The organism is Ruegeria sp. HKCCA6837, assembly GCF_013034475.1.
In the GTDB taxonomy this organism is placed as follows: domain Bacteria; phylum Pseudomonadota; class Alphaproteobacteria; order Rhodobacterales; family Rhodobacteraceae; genus Ruegeria.
This window is the reverse complement of the sequence record NZ_WQGD01000009.1, coordinates 77909-98130: the sequence shown is the minus strand read 5'-3', so window position 1 is coordinate 98130 and position 20222 is coordinate 77909. Positions and strand designations below refer to the sequence as shown.

The window sequence follows — 20222 nt, the reverse complement described above, 5'->3', positions numbered from 1 at the left end:
CTTACCCCTCTTGGATCCTTGGCTCGATTGTTTCGGTTGGATTGTAGCTGCGCTGTTCAAGCGGCACCGATGCAAGCCGGTTTCGAAACATGTCAAGCAGTGCTTTTTCCGCGCGATTCAGGCGGGCGCTTTTGTGGTGCACCAGATGAATATCAATTGCCAACGCATTTTCATAAGGTGGCAAACGCCACAGTTCGCCGCGATTGACGAAGCGTTCGGCGATGTGAACAGGCAGAGGGCCAAACCCGAGCCCCGCGCCGATCATCCGCTGCGCCTCGCCCAGGTCAGAAGTGTAACCGATCACTTTGTTGTCGAGCTTGTGCTGCGCGCGCAGCAACGCCACCGGACGTAACGCATCCCAAAGCTGGTCTGTCCGGAATGAAACCGACGAATGGTCTCGCAAGTCGTCGAGTTTCAGATCGCGTTGCCCGAACAATGGGTGGCTGGGACCACAGTAGAACCCAAAATAGGACCGATAAAGAACCTCATGCTGCAGACTTGGATGGGTGTCATGCACCAAGCAGACGCCAAGTGTCGCGGATTTTTCAAGAACCGCCTGCCTGACGGCTTTGCTGGACATAACCTCAATATCAAAGCTGACTTCGGGGAATTGGCGATGAAAGTCCGCCAGTATCGCATCAAAAAACTCGCTTTCAATCCTACTGAGAAGCGCGAGTTTGACGGTACCCGTCACGATGTCTTCCGTTCCCTGTGCGCTTTGGATAGCCCGCGCCAGGCTTCCGAACATGTCCAGACATTCCTGGTACAGTGTCTGCCCGGCCGGTGTGATGCGGAAATGCGATGGGCTGCGATCAATCAGCGGCATTCCAAGCCGTGTCTCAAGACGTTTCAGGGCTTGGCTGACGGAAGGTTGTCGCCGCATTAGGCGCTGGGCCGCCAGGGTGATGCTGCCTTCCTGAACAATGACCATAAAGGTGCGAAGCAGATTCCAATCCAGCTCGCGGATCAATTTGTCCTGTTCAGTGGCGTTATCCATTGATTCAATCAATATGCTTAATTCTCATTATCTATTTGCCCTATAAAAGAATCCAACACAAGGTTGGGTATCGCTCCTGCATCGCCACACCTGTCAAAGAAGAAAAACCGTGAAGGCATCGAACCTTTTCTATCAAAGTCGCGCGCGCCGCCCCGAGGTCGATCGCGCAGAAGGAATCTATATTTGGGGCAAGAACGGCCAGCGTTATATTGATGGTTCGTCCGGGGCGATGGTCAGCAATATTGGCCATTCAAATCCCAATGTTCTGGCTGCAATGAAGGCGCAGATGGACAGCGCAACCTTTGCCTATCGTCTACATTTTGAGAACGCCCCAGCAGAAGACCTGGCCACAGCCATCGCAGATCGCACACCGGAAGGACTGGACAAGGTCTTTTTTGTTTCTGGCGGGTCCGAGGCCGTGGAGTCTTGCGTGAAATTCGCGCGACAATGGGCGCTTGCTGATGGGCAAGGCAGTCGGTGGAAAGTCATCTCGCGCTTTCCATCTTATCACGGTTCTACCTTGGGCGCGCTGGCGATTACCGGATACGGGCCGCTGACGAACGCGTTTGCGCCGCTTTTCAAGGAAATGCCGAAAATTCCTGCGCCCACTTGCTATTTGGACCGCGACAACCTGTCCGACCACGATCGTGGTCTGAAATATGCCGAGATGCTAAGGGATGAGATCATTGCACAAGGGCCCGACACGGTTCTGGCTTTTGCCATGGAACCGGTGGGCGGTGCATCTACCGGGGCGCTGGTTGCGCCCGACAGCTACTATGGGCGGGTGCGCGAGATCTGCGACGAATTTGGCGTCCTGCTGATCATGGACGAGGTCATGTCTGGTGTCGGACGCACTGGTACGTTTCTGGCTTCGGAGCACTGGAACATCCGCCCCGATCTTGTGGCCCTGTCCAAGGGATTTGGCGCAGGCTATGCGCCGCTGGGGGCCATGATCGCCGACAAAGCGATGGTTGAAACCGTGCTGGACAGCGGCGGATTTGCCCACGGCCACACTTATGCCGGTAACCCGCTCGCATGCAGCGCTGGGTCGGCTGTTCTGCACGAAATCGACCGGCTGGACCTGATGACCAATGCGCGGATCATGGGCGAAATCCTGATGGCGGGGCTCATGGACCTCATGGCGCGTCACCCGTTTATCGGTGATGTGCGGGGAAAAGGCCTGCTAACCGCCTTTGAAATGGTCTCGGATCGGGACACCATGTCACCATTGCCCAAGGACCTGAACGCCTATGAACGGTTCGTAGAAATCTGCTACGAGCGCAACCTGATCACTTATTCGCGCCGCACTCGCGGCGGTGTTGAGGGCGATCATTTCCTGATTTGCCCGCCTTTGATCGCGACCGAAGCGCAGATCAACGAAATCCTGAACATACTTGACGACAGTCTCCGGGACTTTGCCCGTGAATGTGCATTGGAGGTTTGACCCATGGCGCAAAAAATTATCCTGACTTGCGCCGTGACAGGCTCGATCCACACGCCGACCATGAGCCCACACCTGCCGGTTTCGCCTGACGAAATAGCCAAGTCTGCAATTGAGGCAGCAGAAGCTGGCGCATCTGTTTTACACCTGCATGCGCGCGAACCCGACACCGGCCGCCCAAGCGCGGATATCAATGTCTTTCGCCAGTTCCTGCCAAGGATCAAGGACGCGAGTGACGCGGTTATAAACTTGACCACGGGCGGCAGCTCACAGATGAGTGTGGAACAGCGGCTTTCGGCCCCCGTGGAACTGGCGCCCGAGATGTGTTCGCTCAACATGGGCTCCATAAATTTCGGCCTCTTCCCGATGAAGGATCGCTATTCCGATTGGACCCATGATTGGGAAGAGACCTTTTTGGAGAACACACGCGACACTGTGTTCAAGAATACATTCCATGACATAGAAACCGTGTTTCGAATGTTGGGCGATGCTGGTGGCGCGCGGTTTGAATGTGAATGTTACGATGTGGGGCACATTCAGACGCTGGCGTTCTATCTGAAGCAAAAGAGCCTTGTGCCACCGGTCTTTCTGCAATTTGTGATGGGTGTATTGGGCGGGATCGACGCCAGCCCGCACAGCCTGATGTATTTGAAGGAAACGGCTGACCGATTGTTGGGCGACGCCTACGAGTTTTCGGCGCTTGCCGCAGGGCGACAGCAGATGCCACTGGGCACTATGAGCGCCATCCTGGGTGGGCATGTGCGTGTCGGTCTCGAGGACAGCCTGATGATCGGACGCGGGCAACTTGCTACCAGCAACGCTCAACAGGTCGCTAAAATCCGGTCGGTTCTGGAGGAGCTGGGATACGAGATCGCAACACCTGACGAGACGCGCGCGATGCTCGGTCTTAAAGGGGCAGACAAGGTAGGGTTCTGACACATGAAAGTCTTTTCTGACCAGGAACAGCAGGGCCAGCATAATCCCAGCGGGTTTCTGGTAAACGGAGTTATGCAACCCAACCCCGAAAAACCTGAGCGGTTGGAGCGCCTACTTGCAGGCGTCGCGGCGGGCGGTCACGCTGTGCACGCCCCGACTGATCATGGCCTAGCTCCGATCGCGGCAGTACACACTCCGGCCTACCTGAAGTTCCTGTCGACGGTTTATGAACGGTGGGCGCGCATTCCAGACGCCACGCCCGAGATATTCCCGAATATCCACCCGGATCGCCGCACGGCCAGCTATCCCTTGTCGGCAGTCGGTCAGGCAGGATTTCACGTCACCGACATGTCCTGCCCTATCGGTGCACACACCTGGGAAGCAGCGCGCTGGTCCGCAAACTGCGCCGTGAGCGCAACCCAGGCAGTATTGGACAGGGACAACGTGGCCTATGCGCTCTGCCGGCCGCCGGGGCATCATTGCTTTAGCGATCTAGCTGGCGGATTCTGTTATCTCAACAACAGCGCTATTGCTGCACAATACCTACGGCAAACTCATGACCGCGTGGCGATCATCGATGTTGACCTGCACCACGGCAACGGAACGCAAGGCATCTTTTACGAACGTAACGACGTATTCACCCTGTCTATCCACGCGGACCCGGCGCGGTTCTATCCATTCTTCTGGGGTCACGCTCATGAGGTCGGTGAAGGCGCGGGGCACGGATACAATTTGAACATACCGCTCTTACGTGGCACCGGGGATGACGGGTTTATGAAGGGTCTGAACGAAGGTTTGAACGTCGTCAGGAACTTCGCGCCCGGTGCAATCGTCATAGCCCTTGGACTTGATGCCTTCGAAGGCGACCCCTTTGGTGGTCTGGCGGTTTCGACACCTGGATTTGCCAAGATGGCAAGGATGCTGGCAGCGCTCAACCTGCCTACCGTGATTGTGCAGGAAGGCGGGTATCTCTGCAATGAATTGGGCACAAACCTGCAGTCTTTCCTCGACGGCTTCGAGGGCAGGTCCGCATGAGTCAAGGGGATACATTGCAGGCCGAACGCGTGGACCGACTACAGCGACTACATGAGACATGATGGCCTTTAACGATACACTGGATGCCACCCTGGCCGCGAAGCACAGGCATATCGCCCTTGCGGCAAAGCTCGGCCAACCAATCGCGCTTTCCCGACAATGATGACGCAAAGCCTTGTTACCACGAGCCGCGAAACCAAGAGTTACTCAAAAAAATCAACTGAAGGAGGGGCTAAAATCAAAAAAACCAGCAGACGTGAATCAAATTGCACTGTGCAATTTGTTTGCATAGGCTGGCCGGACAGATTGACCAGCTAAGGTCAGCAAAAATATCTGAACGAACAAACGTCAACAGGGAGAGTATTCCATGAACTTTGCGAAATTAACCACGGGCATCGTGGTTGGTGCAATGAGCGCGCTGATGTCGACTGCCGCAATTGCTGACGATGTCAAGCTGCGCTTTGCCGGCGTGTTTCCAATTGATCACCAAGGTACCAAGATGATGGAGCAGGTCGCCGCAGATGTTGCAGCGGCAGATGTCGGCCTGACAATCGAGGTGTTCCCAGCCAACCAGCTTGGTTCGGGCGAAGCGCTGTTCGAAGATGTTGCGCGAGGCAATATCGATCTGGCTGCGGCCTTTATCTATGCCGATACTGACCCGCGCCTGGAGTTCCTGTCGATGCCGTTCCTTGTAGGGGGCTGGGACGACATGGACAACATCATGCGCAACATGGATTCTGAGTATAATCAGATCTTGCAGGAAATCACCGACGAGTACGGCGTGAGCGTCATGGCCCAGAACCCCGAAGGGTTTGTGGGTATCGTGGCCACGCAGGAACCGACCAACTGGAACAACTTCGACGACAAAGGCATGAACATTCGTGTTTGGTCGTCGCCCGCCGTGAAAGCCATGGTGGAAGCGCTTGGTTACCAGGCCACGACCATGGCGTGGGGTGATATCTTCCCCGCGATCCAGTCCGGTATCGTTGATGGCGCAATCTGCTGCACCAAGACGGCAACCTACTCGATCTTCGCCCAGTCGGATGTTGGTACGCACTTTGTCGAGTACAACTCGATCTCGGAACTGACCACATTCTACGCGTCACAGCGCACGCTGGATAAACTGAACGATGAGCAGCGTGCAGCGCTTCAGGCCGCGATGACCAAGGCCTCGGATGACTTCTTCCAGTATAACCGCGACAATGACGCGGCCTTTGGACAGAAGCTTATCGACAAGGGCTACACAATCCTGAGCCTGAGCGACGAAGAGCAGGCTGCCATGGCCGCCCATATCCAGGAAAATATCTGGCCTATGATGGCCCAAAGCGTCGGCCAGGACGTGATCGATCGCTTGCTGGCGGCGAAGAACTGATAACCTGACCACGGAAGGGCCGGCATATTTGCCGGCCCTTTTTTTGCTAATTCCTCAAAAAAAATGCCAAAATGGGGGGGACAGATATGCCGAATGACGAAGACGGCTTGCCACGGTTCGTCGGCGATGAAGACGAGGGCAAACCACAAAAAATCACAGACGAACTTCCGCCTATCATTGGGTATCCCATGAAGGTGATCGCGTTCGTTTGTAGACAGCTCGTAATGTTCTGCGGGTTCTTGATGGCATTCACCTTTGGCGCTGTTGTCGTGATCAGATACGGCTTTGGAGGCGATCTTTTTGCCTATGAGGAATGGCTTTTGGCCTTCTCCATTATCGGCTTTTTTGCCGGGGCCGTTCTGGCTTCTGCCCGCAATCTGCACATCAACGCTGATATCCTCAGCATTGTAATACATAATCAACGGTTGATTTGGTGGCGCAGCTTCGTGGTGTTGCTGGTTGAACTCGTGGTTATCTTGTTTCTCTTTTACGCCTGCTATGTTTCGCTGCTGGACGACTTCTCGTTCCCGCGACTACGGTCCACCCCGGTGTTGCGCATTCCGTTTGTCACCTGGCGCATTGCGATCATGTGTGCCTTCGGCTTCATGGCGATGTTCACCGCTGCGTATCTCTACGTGCACATCCGAAAAGGCCTTGGGTTGCCCCTTCGGTCTGAGACGATGAAAGGAGCCGCCAAATGATTATCACCGGAAGCCTGATTATCGTCTGCCTAATGCTGCTGCTCGGTGTCAGCGTCTACGTGGCCTTTGGATCGGTTCTGATCTTTATTGCCATTGTTGGGGATCAGTCCATTACCGGCTATCTGCCGACCGGTGCGACTGGAATCCGTTCACTGGTGCTGTTGGCAATCCCACTGTTCATGATCGCCGGCGGCATCATGGAAAAAGGTAAAATCGCAGCCCCCCTTGTGGCGCTGGCCGAGATGTTCATCGGCCACATAAAGGGCGGCCTGAATGCGGCCTCCGTACTGGCCTGTGGGGTCTTCGGCTCGATCTCGGGGAGTGCGAATGCGACACTGACCTGCATTGGCGGTATCATGATGCCGCATCTGAAAAAGGCGAATTATCCAGGCGGGCAATCGGCGGCGCTTATCGTCAGTGCAGCACCCTTGGGCCTTTTGATCCCGCCCAGCTCGTCGCACATTCTTTATGGCTGGGTGGCGCAACAGCACGTGCTCAAGTGTTTTCTGTCAACCGTGATTCCGGCAATCATCCTGATAACTCTTCTGATTGTCACCAACCAGTTCATGTTGCGGAAGTATGACGACATTCAACTGAAGGAGCGACCAGATCCGTTCATGCCCGCGCTCTTGGGTCAGGGCCGTCTGGCGGGTCCAGCGCTCTTGATGCCCATCATTATCTTGGGTGGAATCTATGGCGGGGTCATGACCCCGACCGAGGCCGCAGGCATTGCGGTATGCTATGCTATCCCGGTTGCGATCTATTTCTATCGTGGGCTAACCTGGAAAACGCTTGCTCAGACCATCCAGACTTCGGGTGTGACGATCGGTGTGGTCATGGTCATGATCTTTATGGTGCTGATCGTTTCGGACAACCTGATCTCGCAGGGTGCGCCTCAGTTGGCCAAGGATATGGTTTACTCGGTATCGGACAATCCGATCGTGATCCTTTTGATGATCAACGTGGTCATGATCCTGATCGGCATGCTTATGGACGATATCTCGGGCTTACTCTTGGCCACGCCAATCCTGTTGCCGATTGCCCAAAGTGTAGGTGTCGATCCAATCCACTTCGCTGCGATCATCGGTGTCAATCTTGGTATGGCCAACATCACGCCTCCGACGGCGCCGTTGCTCTATCTCGGTGCGCAGATTTGCGACACGTCCGTGTCCAAGATGCTGTGGCCAACGTTGATCTTCATCGTGTTCGCCTGGTTGCCGACGCTGATGCTGACCACCTTTGTCCCGTCATTGTCGCTCTGGCTTCCGGAACTGCTGCTCAGCCGGTAATGGATTCAACTAAAAACAAAGAAAGGAGCCCGGGCTTCGGGCTCCTTTTTCATTCGCAGACGGCCACGCAGCCAACCTTTTCCAATCCAATCAATCTGCATTCATCAGATCAATCGTGGTTAGGTTTGACTTACTGAACATAAATCCAGGCATGCACACCAATCAGCAGGGCGGTTGCAGCGATCAGGCTCAAGAGGCTGAACGCATCTTTGATTTCTTTTGCCATCGTCTTGGTCCTCATCACGAGTTTCATTTACCGGACGCATATATGAGAGCATCGCGATTCCGACTACCAAGATTTCTCGAATACTCGCTTTGCAATTTTTGCATAGCAGTCGAAGCCTTTCACCAAGCCAATTTCACGTTTGGATCGCTAGATGAAAGCCAAACGTTAGAAACCAAAACGCAGGCACCGGCGGCTCGAGAGGCAACCAGATTTCTTGCCCTAGTAGATTGGCGGCAACGCCCGATGCGACAGCAAAGGAACCCGTCATCAAGGCATTGGGGTTTTGAGCACAGCAGAACATCGAAGCCGAGGTGGCACTGGCAGGCGCATTGGCATCCAAGATGATGTGGAAATGCCAAAGCGTCCTTCTAGTCGGTGCCTTGCCCGACAAGCGATCCGTGATCCGGTTTCACTTTCGCGATGAGCCGACGGTTTACGACACATTCTGGTTTCCGGCGCAGCGATGCGCGCCACCTTAGCTTTGTGCGCACAATCCAGAGCTGGAGGCTGACCTTTTCGTAGAAAACACTCTGAACGCGGTGGGTGGCATCGCTATGGGACGAACAACCTTGGCGAAAGAGACCGAGCTTGGGCCGTTTTTTTGAGCGGCGATCATCGACTTGCGAGGGCGTTTCAGAATTGGCTTCCGACAGCGCCCTATTCAAAAGTTCCCGATTTTTTTTTGCTCGAGATCTCAACAAAATATTGGGTGTTCGTTGTCTGCGCAAATCCCCTCGCGGTCGGATATTAGTTGCCACAGCTCGTCATTCAAAAGATGGCTGCTGCTGCACTACAACCAGACTGAGCCTGCCTCAGAGACCGGTAGAAGGCTCAAAGCTGTGAAGTTCGAAAGTCCTTTTTCCGTCGGCATTGAATTTTTGTATCGAGCCCCCGACACGCAGCACAGTCATACAGCGGTAGCGCCCTTTGTCGGCAACCATTGAAACGCAAACCTTGTCTGTGTCTGTGATGGCAAAGGCACCCGCTCCGCTCCAACCACCGTTCGTCAGCTCTCCGCTCACGATGTTATTCGGGTCATAGAAGAAGCGAAACGTCTTCTCTCCGGACGTGGCTGTGACGGTTTTGCCGATCAAAAGTTCCGCGATCTGTTCAGCATCGAGACGCTCGGCTCCATTGTTCAATGCCGTTTCAAGATCAGATTGAGCGAATGCAGGGCTTCCCGCCAGGGCTACAGCAGCCGCTACGCAAAGTGTTTTTAAGTGTACCATATCCTATCTCCATAAAGTGTTGGGCAAAGCAAAAGAGCGTTAGCCAAGTAAACGCTAGTTGCAGCAGGCACGTCGGGCTTGATCAGAAGCTGATTTTTTCTGACATTCTTCTGACAATCCCCAAACTTCGTTGAGCCAAGGATAAAGCGGGGTGTAGGTTGCAGTATGTACCGTTTCTTGGAGTTCCGACTTGATCCGACGCAGGGTTTGAACCGCCTTGGCCAACCTGTTCCGTTGGAACCACAGGCCCTGCAATTGCTTGAGTTTCTGGTCAGGAACCGAGACAGGATCGTCAGCAAACACGAGATTATTGACGAGATTTGGGGTGGGGCCGCAATCACAGACGCTGCCTTGAACACGCGCATCCGGTCCGTACGCAAGGCTTTGGGAGACACCGCGGCAAATTCGGATTATATCAAAACCTACCCCAAGCGCGGGTTTCAATTTGTGGCCCCGGTTGAATCGGATGACGCCCTGCCCGAGCGTGATGCCAACACGCCGAAAACCGGCCTTCTCATCGCGGGTGCTCTGCTGGGTCTGGCCATAGCGCTGTTCTCAATCTCCTTTTTTGCCGACCGACAGAGATTGCCGGACAATGGAAAGCCCTCTTTGGCTATCGTGCGGTTTGACAACATTGGGGGCGAAAGAACAGGGCAGTATTTCGTCGATGGTCTCACCGACGACCTGAGCGCGCATCTTTCGCGCAATCGCGAACTGTTCGTCGTGTCCAGTGCAACCATGTTCTCTTACGCGAAGGATCAAGCAACCCCGCTCGAAATCGCACGCGATCTTGGCGTTGAGTATGTGGTCCGCGGTAGCGTTCGCCGCGTGGGTGGTCAGATGCGCGTGAGCGGAGAGCTTATCGATGTCGACAGTGCCGAAACCATCTGGGCCGAGGTTTTCGATCGCCTGGTGACAGATATCTTTGACGTACAGGACGAGATTAGCCAGTCCATCGCCGGCCAATTGCTACCCAAAATCTATGAGTCTGGCGAAACGAGATCGCTGGGAAAACCAACCCAGGATATGGGGGCGTGGGATCTGTATCTGCGTGGTCGGGCACGGCAGGCGATCTTTTCGCACGAGGCGCAACAGGACGCGGTGGCATTTGCGCAGGAAGCCATCGACACTGATCCTGGGTTCGCTGCGGCACACAGTCTGTTGGCCCGCGCGTTGGGCACGATTTTCTTCTTTCAGTGGTCAGACGCTCCTCAGGATACGCTGATAGCCGCAACCGAAGCGGCCAAACGGGCGATTGAGCTGGATGATCAGGACGCGCAGGCGCATGCAGCCCTTGGCTATATCTACCGCTTTACCGGTGAAGCAGATCCTGCCATCGCTAACCTTGAACGCGCCGTCGCACTTAACCCTAATGACGCACGCATTAGACTGGAACTGGCGCATACCTATGATTGGTTCAGAATGCAGGATCGCGCCCTGCCCGAGATAGAAATGGCGATCAGACTCAGTCCGCGCGATCCAATGTTGCAAAACATGTATTTTTATAAAGGGCACATCCTGTTTCACCTTGAACGCTACGAAGAAGCGCTGGAAGCCGCCCGTAAGTTGGGCGCAGTGGCGACCAGCAATACGTGGCGGCTGTTTCATCATCTGCTGAGCGCCGCCACTCTTGCCGAAATGAACAAACCAGAAGAGGCACAAAAAGCCGTCGACGCTGCGCTGAAGATTAACCCAAAACTGTCGATTTCAGCGATGCGTAGGCAATTCGTAGGGTCCAAAAACCATCCTGAAAACCGCCGAGTCTGGTTGGCGAGCCTGCAAAGAGCGGGCGTGCCTGAATAGTGCTTAGTTCTTTGTGAGCAGTCGGATGCAATAAACGCTCTGAACCGGCGGCTAGACGCGTTAACCTCCGTTTTCCACTTCCAAAGGGGCGTACTGTCCTTCGGGTAATCCCACAGCCCTATATGCTTCAACAAATGGACGGATAAGTTCATCCGGTCGCGCAAAACGCCGGTACATCCAAACGATATCGGCGATTTTAATATTTGGGCGGATTCTGTCGAGCCTGTCTCTCGCCGCCAATGCAGCGCTATGTGGACCAAGCTCGGCCAATATCGCGACCTCAATCGAAACCGACCACCACAGATCAGGCTGCGCACCTTTGCCGTACGTTTCCAATGCTGTTTCATAATCCTCATTTAGGAAGTGATACTCGGCAAGCGCCTGGAACCAGTTCGGGTCTGCTGCATTTGGGTCAAGGGCAATTGCGTTATCAACAAGAGCAGCGCCCAATTCCAGACGCCCGGACCAAATAAACTCGTAACCGATCTGGCCCTGCAGATAACGGTCTGTCCCTAACGCGAGTGCGGTCTCGGCAGATGAGAAAAACCCATCAAGATCGCGCTGAATCTGCAAAACAAGAGCCAACAGGTAATGACTACGCGCCGAATACGGATTCAACGAAACGGCCCTGCGGGCGGCATCTTCGGCCCGAGCGATTTTTTCGTCCTGTGTGCCGTCATACAAACCGGTAAAGAACTTGACGTCCGTCAGAAGCGCCTCGGATAACTGCGCCCAGCCGCGCCAATAATCGGGTTCGTCCTCGACGACACGTTCTATACAACCACGGACGCGCTCTTGAATGTCTCGCCTGTTCATAAACCCGACACGCATCAGAGAACATTCATAAGACGACAAGTGTTCAGGAGATTTCGCGCGCGCGTGCCCGGCATGAATGCGTTTAATCGCGCCACCGGCGTCCCCGACTGCAGAGGCAACTTTTTCAGTAATTTGTAATTGAACGTCGAGAATATTCGATGTTGTGAGACTTTCGTCATACGCATCCGACCAGACCTGAAGGCCTGATGTTGTGTCGATCAGCCGTGCCGTCACGCGAAGGCGTTCTGAAACCTGCCGGACCGTGCCTTCCAGCACATAGTCCGCTCCGAATTTCTGCCTGATACTGCGCGGATCACTTTCTTTCGGATCAACAGTATGGGTGGACTGGCGGGACAATACATTGAGGTCCTGATAACTTCCTAGTTCAACGATGATGTCTTCGCCAATGCCTATCGCCAACAAATCGCGAGCATCAGTGTTGCTAAGGTTTTGAAATGGCAAAACAGCAACCGTCGGGCCAGTTGGTTCCGCCAAAATTACCCTGTCATCGAAAGTCGTGACGTTGGACTGCTCGCGACCAATTCCGATCCACCACGCCAAAAAACCCACCGCGCACAGGCAAATCAGCGCCGATGTGATTGCCATCAATAGGCGTTTGTTTGATTGCCACCGAGGGGTAGAAGCTCCGTCGTACAAGACCCGGAAAACGCGAACTGGTTCTGCAATGTTCTTAAGTTTTTGCAGGCCAAGATCTTCAAATGCGGCTTCGACCTTGCCCATTGCCTGACCCACGACACTCTCGGAGACCGCGACACCACCGGGGTCGGCCAAACCTTCAAGACGCGAAGCAATATTCACCCCATCACCAAAAAGATCCCCGTCAGCAATCAGGACATCGCCGAGGTTAATACCGATCCGAAGCTGCAGCCGGGATCCATTGGCAAGTGTCGGCGCGGTCCTGGCCACAGCACGCTGAATATCGACACCACAGTTTACGGCATCTACGACCGAAGAAAATTCGACAAGGGCACCGTCTCCCATCAACTTGACGATGCGCCCATTATATCTGTCGATCGTAGGATCAAAAATCTCCGAACGCAGCAATTTGAGAGCGGACAATACCCCCGCTTCATCGTCTCCCATCAACGACGAATACCCAACGACATCTGCAGCCATGATTGCGGCAAGTCGGCGCTGCATAGGACCCTCCTAATCGCAGTCTAACTGATGTCGTAAATTCACGACAGTGCATGCCATGCCGGCTCGCTGCATTCGCGATGAATGACGGCTTTGCCCCCATCCTCTGTCGCCACGCGGCAAATCAGCCAGAACAGACACCTTTATCGTCTGACCTGCACATGAGCCCAGTTTTTTCCCAAAAGGAAGTCAGGATCAAACAGATCGATTTAGATGCCGGATGAACGGTGTAAGGCGAAAATGGCAAGGTTATGCCACTGATGGAAGAACTATCCATCGCCCAAAATCTACTGTGAAACGACATTAACCTTTGACTCCATTGGCAGCCAAAACGTCGTCGAAGAATTCGTTCTCAGGCTTTTTTCAGGGCCGACCGCTCAGAGCTATCCTGACGCGCTGCAGATCAACCGATCAAGCGTTTCGAACTTCTGCTTGATGAAATCGAGCACACGGTTTGACGAGGCTGACGTGCTACGAGCATTTAGTGTGACGCAGCCCAAGTGACGATCGGGATCACCGATTTTTATCGGAAGTGCCGTCAGAGTTTTTTGCCTTTGCATCATGAAGACCACTGAAAACGGCAGAACAGTCAGGGAATCCGAGCCTGTTAGAACGTTCACAACTGCACTCAGCGACCCGCCGGTAAAACTTATTTTGAAGTCTCGCATACCGATACCATCAAACGTGTTTCGCAAATCACGAAACAGCGGACTGTTGGCGGGTGGCGCAATCCAGGAATACTCGGTGATATCTTCCAGCTTCACCTCTTTCTTGCGCGCCAATGGGTGCCCAACGCGGCAAGTAATGACGTTTCGACCCGGTAGGATTTGACGAAACTCGTACTCATCTGACACGTCTGCCGGGCGCATAGGGAGAATGGCCAAATCCAGAGTTTCGGCGGACAACTGGGACAAAAGCTCGGTAGGGTATCCATAAGATTGGTCGATCCGAATATTGGGGTACTCGGCTTGAAACTCTGCAATAACGTTCGAGATGACACCGTCCATGAAGATCGGCGTGCCAGCAACCCGTACTGCACCGGCAAGACCTTGACGGTGTTCGTCGACAAGACGGCTTGCATGGCGACCAGCGCTCAGAATTCTTTGACCTTCCTGGGCCAAAGCAAGACCCAGCTCAGTGGGTTGCAATGGCCTTCGGGTTGGCAGGAATAGAGGCTCCCCCACCCTATCCTCCAACAGAGAGACGCTTCTGGAGACACTGGGTTGCGATTTCCCAAGTAAAGCAGCGCCTTCGGTCAATCCGCCGGCTTCGACAATAGCGGCAAGAATCTCGAGATGTCTTGGATCAAGTTTCATAACCCAAAGTTATATTGAGCGTCGATAATTCGATCAAGAGTGCTGTCTTTGCCTGCTAGCGTTTCCTTCAGATCTGCAATCCAGCGCTTGTCAGGAATTCGCCCAATGGCTCTCAGTACCATCAGTATCAATGGCCAGAAAGTCCGGTTCGGCGTAGGTTTGCGTGACGACATCTGCACGGAACTAACAGCGCTGAGATCGAACAAAGCGCTCATCCTTTCGACACCTCAGCAAGTCGATATGGCCATGGAGCTTGCGACAACTGTTGGGGATCGTGCTGCGGGTGTCTTTACGCGAGCAACGATGCACACCCCGGTCGACGTGACGGAAGAAGCGGTTGAACACGCCCTGTCTGTAAATGCGGATAGCATCGTGTCTATCGGAGGAGGCTCAACGATTGGCTTAGGCAAGGCGATTGCCCTTCGGACCGATTTGCCGCAAGTCGCCATCCCGACCACATATGCCGGCAGCGAGGCTACTCCGATCCTGGGTCAGACTGAGGATGGCATCAAAACTACCCTGACAGACCAGAAGGTTCTGCCGCGGGTCATTCTGTACGATCCGGAACTTGTTGCCTCATTGCCGCCCGCAATGACCGTGACCAGCGCCTTGAACGCGATGGCTCATGCCGCCGAGGCGCTTTATGCCAAGGACCGAACTGATGAGACCACGGAATTGGCTATCGACGGTCTGAAGGCGTTTGCAGAGGGACTGCCAACCGTTGTCGGAAACCCCAACGACCTGAAAGCCAGAGAAGAAACGCAGCGTGGTGCATGGGCCTGCGGTACGGTGCTTGGTCTGGTCGGAATGGCGTTGCATCACAAGCTTTGCCATACGCTGGGCGGGTCATTCAATCTGCCACACGCGGAAACCCATGCGATCATTTTGCCCCATGCCATCGCCTACAACGCGGTGGGTGTGCCAGAGCTGCTGGAACCCGTGTCAAATATTCTCGGTGGCTCTAAGCCAGGCCAGGCGCTTTGGAATTTTGCCAAAAGCATGGGCGCGCCGATGGCTTTAAAGGACCTTGGACTTTCCAAGGCCGATCTGGATCGCGCCACCGAAATCGCACTCAACAACCCGTATTGGAACCCGCAACCGGTCACTGCTGATGGGCTGCGGGCGCTTCTTCAAAACGCATGGGCAGGCACTGCCCCAAGCGTTTGACTTCACCGTGTCAAGGGAGGGACACATGATCACACGACGCAAATTGCTGCAATCCAGCGCTGCAACCGGCCTGGGATTGGCCGCCGGCACGCTCGCTGCGCCCGCTATCGCTCAGGGCGCCAAGATCAAGTTGGGCTATGTCAGCCCGCAATCAGGTCCTCTGGCCGCCTTCTCCGAGGCAGACAAGTTTATTCTGGAGAATTTCGCCGCATCCGAAGCCGGTGCGAATTTCGAAGTCGTCGTCAAAGACAGCCAGTCGAACCCGAACCGAGCGGCAGACGTCGCGGGCGAACTGATCGTGGATGATGAGATCGACCTGATGCTGGTCGCTTCGACACCCGAAACGACCAACCCGGTTGCCTCGACCTGTGAGGCCGAGGAAGTGCCGTGTATTTCCACCGTTGCGCCCTGGCAGCCATGGTTCATCGGCCAGCAGGGCAATCCCGGTGATCCAGCCAGCTGGGAGCCGTTCTATTACGCTTATCACTTCTTCTGGGGCCTTGAGGACGTAATCTCGGTTTTCACGGCAATGTGGAACCAGTTGGAGACCAACAAGCAGGTCGGTGCGCTGTTCCCGAATGACGGCGATGGCAACGCTTGGGGCGACCCAAATGTAGGTTTCCCGCCTGTTCTCTCAGAGTTGGGTTACACATTGACGGATCCCGGGCGGTACCAGAACCTTACCGATGATTTCTCGTCCCAGATCAACGCGTTCCGGCAGGCGAATGTTGAAATCGTAACCGGCGTTCCGATCCCGCCTGACTTCACCACTTTTTGGAGCCAGGCCAAACAGCAAGGCTTCACCCCGAAAGCCGCGAGCATTGGCAAGGCCATCTTGTTCCCGCAAGCCGTCGAAGCTTTGGGCAACGCAGGCAACAACCTGAGCTCTGAAGTTTGGTGGTCCCCCACCCATCCGTTCTCGTCATCGCTGACCGGCGCAAGCTCGGCTGAACTGGCGCAAGGGTACATGGCCGCCACCAACCGTCAGTGGACCCAACCCATCGGCTTTGTGCATGCGCTGTTCGAAATGGCAGCAAACGTCATGGGCCGGGTTGATGACGCGGGTGATGGGGATGCAGTGGCCGAAGCCATCGCAGCTACGCAGCTTGACTCCATTGTTGGCCGGATCGCGTTTGATGGTGCGGGCCTGCCGCCCTTCGCTGCGCAGAACGTTGCCAAAACGCCCCTGGTCGGGGGGCAATGGAGGCTGCTCGACAATGGCAGCTATGACCTTGTGATCGTCGACAACTCTTCCGCGCCCGAAATTCCGACCGCGGGTGTGATGGAAGAAATCTCCTGATCGCAATGAAATCAACGCCCCGGATTTATTCCGGGGCAGGAACACCGGTATGACCATTCTTTCGCTTAAAAACGTCTCGAAAAGCTTCGGTGCTCTGACCGTCACCGACGATGTCAGCTTCGACGTCGAGCAAGGCCAAGCCCTTGGGATCATTGGCCCAAACGGGGCGGGCAAGTCGACTCTGTTCAACCTGATCACGGGCAACCTGACCTCTGATGCGGGATCGATCCATTTCGATGGTGCTGACGTTACTCGGGTGCCACCTATGCAACGATGCTTGTCGGGCATAGGGCGATCGTTCCAGATCCCTCAGCCGTTTGATCATCTGACTGTATTCGAGAACCTGCTGGTGGCTGCGACGCATGGACAGAACAAGTCCGAACACGAGGTCGAACAGAACTGCGCCCGCATTCTTGAGCAAACGGAATTGCTGGAAGTGGCCAATGACACAGCTGGTGGATTGCGGCTGCTGCAACGCAAACGGCTAGAGCTGGCGCGCGCCATGGCAACAAACCCAAAGCTGTTGCTGCTGGATGAAATCGCCGGAGGGCTGACCGATGCGGAATGCACCGCGCTGATCAACACGATCAAGGGGCTGCATAGCAGTGGCGTCACGATCATCTGGATCGAACATGTCCTGCATGCGCTCACATCGGTCGTTGAACGGCTGCTGGTTCTGGATTTCGGGAAGGTGATCGGTCTGGGCGATCCGGACGAGATCATGAACAGCCGGGAAGTCAAAGAAATCTATCTAGGGATCGAAGTCTGATGAGCCTGCTACAGACCCATTCGCTGACCGCCCACTACGGAGATTTCCAAGCCCTGTTTGGCGTGGATGTGCATCTGGATGAAGGCGAAACAGTTGCCATCATCGGTGCAAACGGGGCGGGCAAATCGACCCTCATGCGCTCGATCTCGGGTGTTCTGACCAACGGGACAGACCAAGTGCGCTTTGACGGACAGCCCATCGGAGACCTCGGTGCGGACGAGATCATGGCGCGCGGAGTGGCCATGGTACCCGAGGGGCGTCGGCTGTTTCCTTCCCTAAGTGTCGAGGAAAACCTACTGATCGGAACCTATGGCCGAAAGGTATCGGGCCATTGGTCCCTGCAAACAATCTACGACCTGTTCCCAATCCTGAAAGAGCGCCGGAACCATCCCGGTACAGCCCTGTCTGGCGGGCAACAGCAGATGGTTGCAATCGGTCGCGCGCTAATGAGCAATCCCCGTGTTCTGCTCTGTGACGAGATCAGCCTTGGCCTCGCGCCGGTAGTCATCAAAGACATCTACGATGCCGTCCCTCGCATTCAGGAGGCCGGCGCCAGCCTCATCGTTGTGGAACAGGATATTGGCCAGGCAATAAAGGTCTCCGACCGCGTCTATTGCATGATGGAAGGCCGCGTCACGCTGGAAGGCACCGCAGACACGCTCAGCCGCGAGGCCATACACGACGCCTATTTCGGAGGAGCCGCCGCATGATCTGGATCGACACCATCATTCAGGGCGTTCTGTTGGGCGGGCTCTACGCGCTGTTCGCCGCAGGTCTGAGCCTCGTGTTCGGGATCATGCGATTGGTCAACTTGGCCCATGGCGATCTGATTGTCTTTGCCGCCTATCTGATCCTTCTGCTGGTCTCACTGCTTGGTCTTTCTCCGTTTCTGGCCGCGATCATAGCCGCGCCGATTATGTTTGGCGTGGGCTGGGCCTTGCAGAGACATGTGCTGAACCGCGTGCTGGGGCCTGATATCCTGCCGCCCTTGCTCGTGACGTTCGGTTTGTCTGTCGTCTTGCAGAACGCATTACTCGAAGGGTTCTCGGCGGATAGCCAACGTCTGCCTGCGGGTGAAATCGCAACGGCGTCCGTTCAGATGGGCGGGCTGAACCTCGGCGTGCTGCCGCTGCTGACCTTTGCCTCGGCGATCCTTGTGATCGTCGGTCTGAACCAACTTTTCTACCGCACGGAGTTGGGCCGCGCGTTTCGCGCGACCTCGGATGATGCGGTGACGGCGGGTTTGATGGGTATCCGCCCAGAACGTATTTTCGCCAGCGCTACAGCCATCGCAATGCTCGTGGTGACCTTGGCAGCGCTTTATCTGGGCATGCGGGCGAATTTTGACCCCAATATCGGCCCAGCGCGCCTGATCTATGCCTTTGAGGCTGTGATCATTGGTGGCCTCGGCAGCCTATGGGGCACTCTTGTCGGAGGCATCATTATCGGTGTCGCTCAGACTGTCGGCGCGGCGATCAATCCCGAATGGCAAATCCTGGCCGGTCATCTGGCCTTTCTCATCGTGCTTCTGATCAAGCCCAGAGGCCTGTTTCCAAGGGCGGTGGACTGATGGCTGATATTTCGACGTATCGTGTCCAGACCCAGACCCGCGCCTCTTATAGCGCCGGAGCTGTCTGTATCGCTCTGATCATCCTGTTCATCCTGCTGCCTACCTTCGCTAGCCGGGGATTGATCCAGGATCTGTTCTTTATCTTCACGATGCTGGTTTTGGCGCAATTCTGGAACCTGCTCGCAGGATATGGCGGGCTGGTGTCCGTCGGGCAGCAAGCCTTCGTAGGCATCGGAGCCTATGCCATGTTTGGTGGTGTCATCCTTTGGGGGATGGACCCGGTTCCGGCGATCCTTTTGGGCGGTGTTGCAGCCCTGATTGTAGCCATACCCACAGCCTTTTTCGCCTTCCGCCTGCAAGGGGCCTATTTCGCCATCGGCACTTGGGTCATCGCCGAGGTTATGCGTCTATTGGTGGCGCAATGGAAAGTGCTCGGCGGAGGCACCGGAACCTCTTTGCCGCGCACCGCAACGCGTGAGATGTGGGCCACCGAATGGATACAGACCACGTTTGACGTTCGCGGTGCAGCAGCGCGGGACATCCTGACCTATTGGCTGGTCTTGGCGCTGGTGATCGCAACGATTGCGGGCATCTACTGGCTGCTCAGAACAAAGCGCGGGCTGGCGCTTGCTGCAGTACGTGACAATGTTGAAGCCGCGAAATCCGTTGGCGTCGATGCGGTGCGGATGAAATGGCTGGTCTACTTGGTCTCAGCCGCAGGAACCGGGCTGACCGGTGCTCTGATTTACGTACAGAAATTGCGCATCTCTCCGGATGCAGCGTTCTCGGTCACCGACTGGACTGCCTATGTGATCTTCATCGTCGTGATCGGCGGAATTGGCACCATTGAAGGCCCGATCCTGGGCGTGCTGATCTTCTTCATCTTGCAGAGCCTGCTGGCCGACTACGGCTCGTGGTATCTCATGGTGCTTGGTCTAATCGGGATCGCCGTCATGCTTTTCGCACCACGCGGTCTGTGGGGGCTGATCTCAGAAAAGACTGGGCTGCAGATTTTCCCTGTGCGCCGTCGCCTTGTGCTGACGAACCCAAAGGACGGCCTCAACTCAATTCAATCTGACAAACAGAGGGAGGCGTAA

Annotated in this window: 17 protein-coding genes; 13 read left to right on the top strand and 4 right to left on the bottom strand. The window is 55.4% G+C overall.

The genetic code is table 11. From position 1 onward, the window contains the following. Position 1 precedes the first annotated feature (1 nt). A complete protein-coding gene (locus GOV91_RS13820; protein WP_171235936.1) occupies positions 2-997 on the bottom strand; it encodes a LysR family transcriptional regulator in 996 nt (331 codons plus the stop codon). A gap of 109 nt (positions 998-1106) precedes the next feature. On the opposite strand from GOV91_RS13820, the gene GOV91_RS13815 reads away from it, so the two are divergent. The 6 genes from GOV91_RS13815 (at position 1107) to GOV91_RS13790 (ending at position 7771) form a co-directional block, all read left to right on the top strand. Further along, a complete protein-coding gene (locus GOV91_RS13815) occupies positions 1107-2441 on the top strand; it encodes an aspartate aminotransferase family protein (RefSeq protein ID WP_371732324.1) in 1335 nt (444 codons plus the stop codon). Positions 2442-2444: 3 nt separating this feature from the next. Next, positions 2445-3374, top strand: a complete 930-nt coding sequence (locus tag GOV91_RS13810; RefSeq protein WP_171235935.1) for a 3-keto-5-aminohexanoate cleavage protein — start codon at positions 2445-2447, stop codon at positions 3372-3374. A 3-nt stretch (positions 3375-3377) separates the two neighbouring features. Beyond that, positions 3378-4409: a histone deacetylase family protein gene (locus GOV91_RS13805; RefSeq protein ID WP_171235934.1), complete on the top strand. Its 1032-nt coding sequence runs from the start codon at positions 3378-3380 to the stop codon at positions 4407-4409. Positions 4410-4776: 367 nt separating this feature from the next. After that, positions 4777-5781: a TRAP transporter substrate-binding protein DctP gene (gene dctP / locus GOV91_RS13800; protein ID WP_171181762.1), complete on the top strand. Its 1005-nt coding sequence runs from the start codon at positions 4777-4779 to the stop codon at positions 5779-5781. An 86-nt stretch (positions 5782-5867) separates the two neighbouring features. Further along, complete coding sequence (locus tag GOV91_RS13795; protein ID WP_171181764.1) at positions 5868-6482, top strand: TRAP transporter small permease; 615 nt, start codon at positions 5868-5870, stop codon at positions 6480-6482. Beyond that, positions 6479-7771, top strand: coding sequence for a TRAP transporter large permease (locus tag GOV91_RS13790; protein WP_171181766.1), 1293 nt, complete (start codon positions 6479-6481; stop codon positions 7769-7771). Before GOV91_RS13795 ends, GOV91_RS13790 begins: the two co-directional genes overlap by 4 nt. Positions 7772-8809: 1038 nt before the next feature. Here GOV91_RS13790 and GOV91_RS13785 read toward each other — a convergent pair. Continuing rightward, positions 8810-9226 (bottom strand): hypothetical protein, encoded by a 417-nt coding sequence (locus GOV91_RS13785; protein WP_171235933.1) that lies wholly within the window; start codon positions 9224-9226, stop codon positions 8810-8812. Between the two features lie 165 nt (positions 9227-9391). Here GOV91_RS13785 and GOV91_RS13780 point away from each other — a divergent pair, with 165 nt between their 5' ends. Further along, positions 9392-11029 carry a winged helix-turn-helix domain-containing protein gene (locus GOV91_RS13780; RefSeq protein WP_171235932.1) on the top strand — a complete coding sequence of 546 codons (1638 nt, stop codon included), beginning with the start codon at positions 9392-9394 and terminating at the stop codon, positions 11027-11029. A 60-nt stretch (positions 11030-11089) separates the two neighbouring features. On the opposite strand, the gene GOV91_RS13775 is transcribed toward GOV91_RS13780, so the two are convergent. Continuing rightward, on the bottom strand, positions 11090-13006 hold the full coding sequence (locus GOV91_RS13775) for an adenylate/guanylate cyclase domain-containing protein (protein ID WP_171235931.1): 1917 nt from the start codon (positions 13004-13006) through the stop codon (positions 11090-11092). Positions 13007-13386: 380 nt separating this feature from the next. Then, the gene (locus GOV91_RS13770) at positions 13387-14319 is read right to left on the bottom strand and encodes a LysR family transcriptional regulator (RefSeq protein WP_171235930.1); all 933 of its coding nucleotides are present in this window, start codon (positions 14317-14319) and stop codon (positions 13387-13389) included. A gap of 105 nt (positions 14320-14424) precedes the next feature. On the opposite strand from GOV91_RS13770, the gene GOV91_RS13765 reads away from it, so the two are divergent. Genes GOV91_RS13765 through GOV91_RS13740 form a run of 6 tightly spaced genes read left to right on the top strand, consistent with a single transcriptional unit; the run spans position 14425 to position 20222 of the window. Further along, entirely contained in the window at positions 14425-15486 is a 1062-nt protein-coding gene (locus GOV91_RS13765; protein WP_171235929.1) for a maleylacetate reductase, read from the top strand. A gap of 25 nt (positions 15487-15511) precedes the next feature. Then, entirely contained in the window at positions 15512-16786 is a 1275-nt protein-coding gene (locus GOV91_RS13760; RefSeq protein ID WP_171235928.1) for an ABC transporter substrate-binding protein, read from the top strand. Between the two features lie 49 nt (positions 16787-16835). Beyond that, on the top strand, positions 16836-17555 hold the full coding sequence (locus GOV91_RS13755; protein WP_171235927.1) for an ABC transporter ATP-binding protein: 720 nt from the start codon (positions 16836-16838) through the stop codon (positions 17553-17555). Continuing rightward, positions 17555-18265 (top strand): ABC transporter ATP-binding protein, encoded by a 711-nt coding sequence (locus GOV91_RS13750; RefSeq protein ID WP_171235926.1) that lies wholly within the window; start codon positions 17555-17557, stop codon positions 18263-18265. The genes GOV91_RS13755 and GOV91_RS13750 overlap by 1 nt, the downstream gene beginning before the upstream one ends. Continuing rightward, complete coding sequence (locus tag GOV91_RS13745) at positions 18262-19125, top strand: branched-chain amino acid ABC transporter permease (protein ID WP_171182525.1); 864 nt, start codon at positions 18262-18264, stop codon at positions 19123-19125. Before GOV91_RS13750 ends, GOV91_RS13745 begins: the two co-directional genes overlap by 4 nt. Beyond that, positions 19125-20222 carry a branched-chain amino acid ABC transporter permease gene (locus GOV91_RS13740; RefSeq protein WP_171235925.1) on the top strand — a complete coding sequence of 366 codons (1098 nt, stop codon included), beginning with the start codon at positions 19125-19127 and terminating at the stop codon, positions 20220-20222. Before GOV91_RS13745 ends, GOV91_RS13740 begins: the two co-directional genes overlap by 1 nt.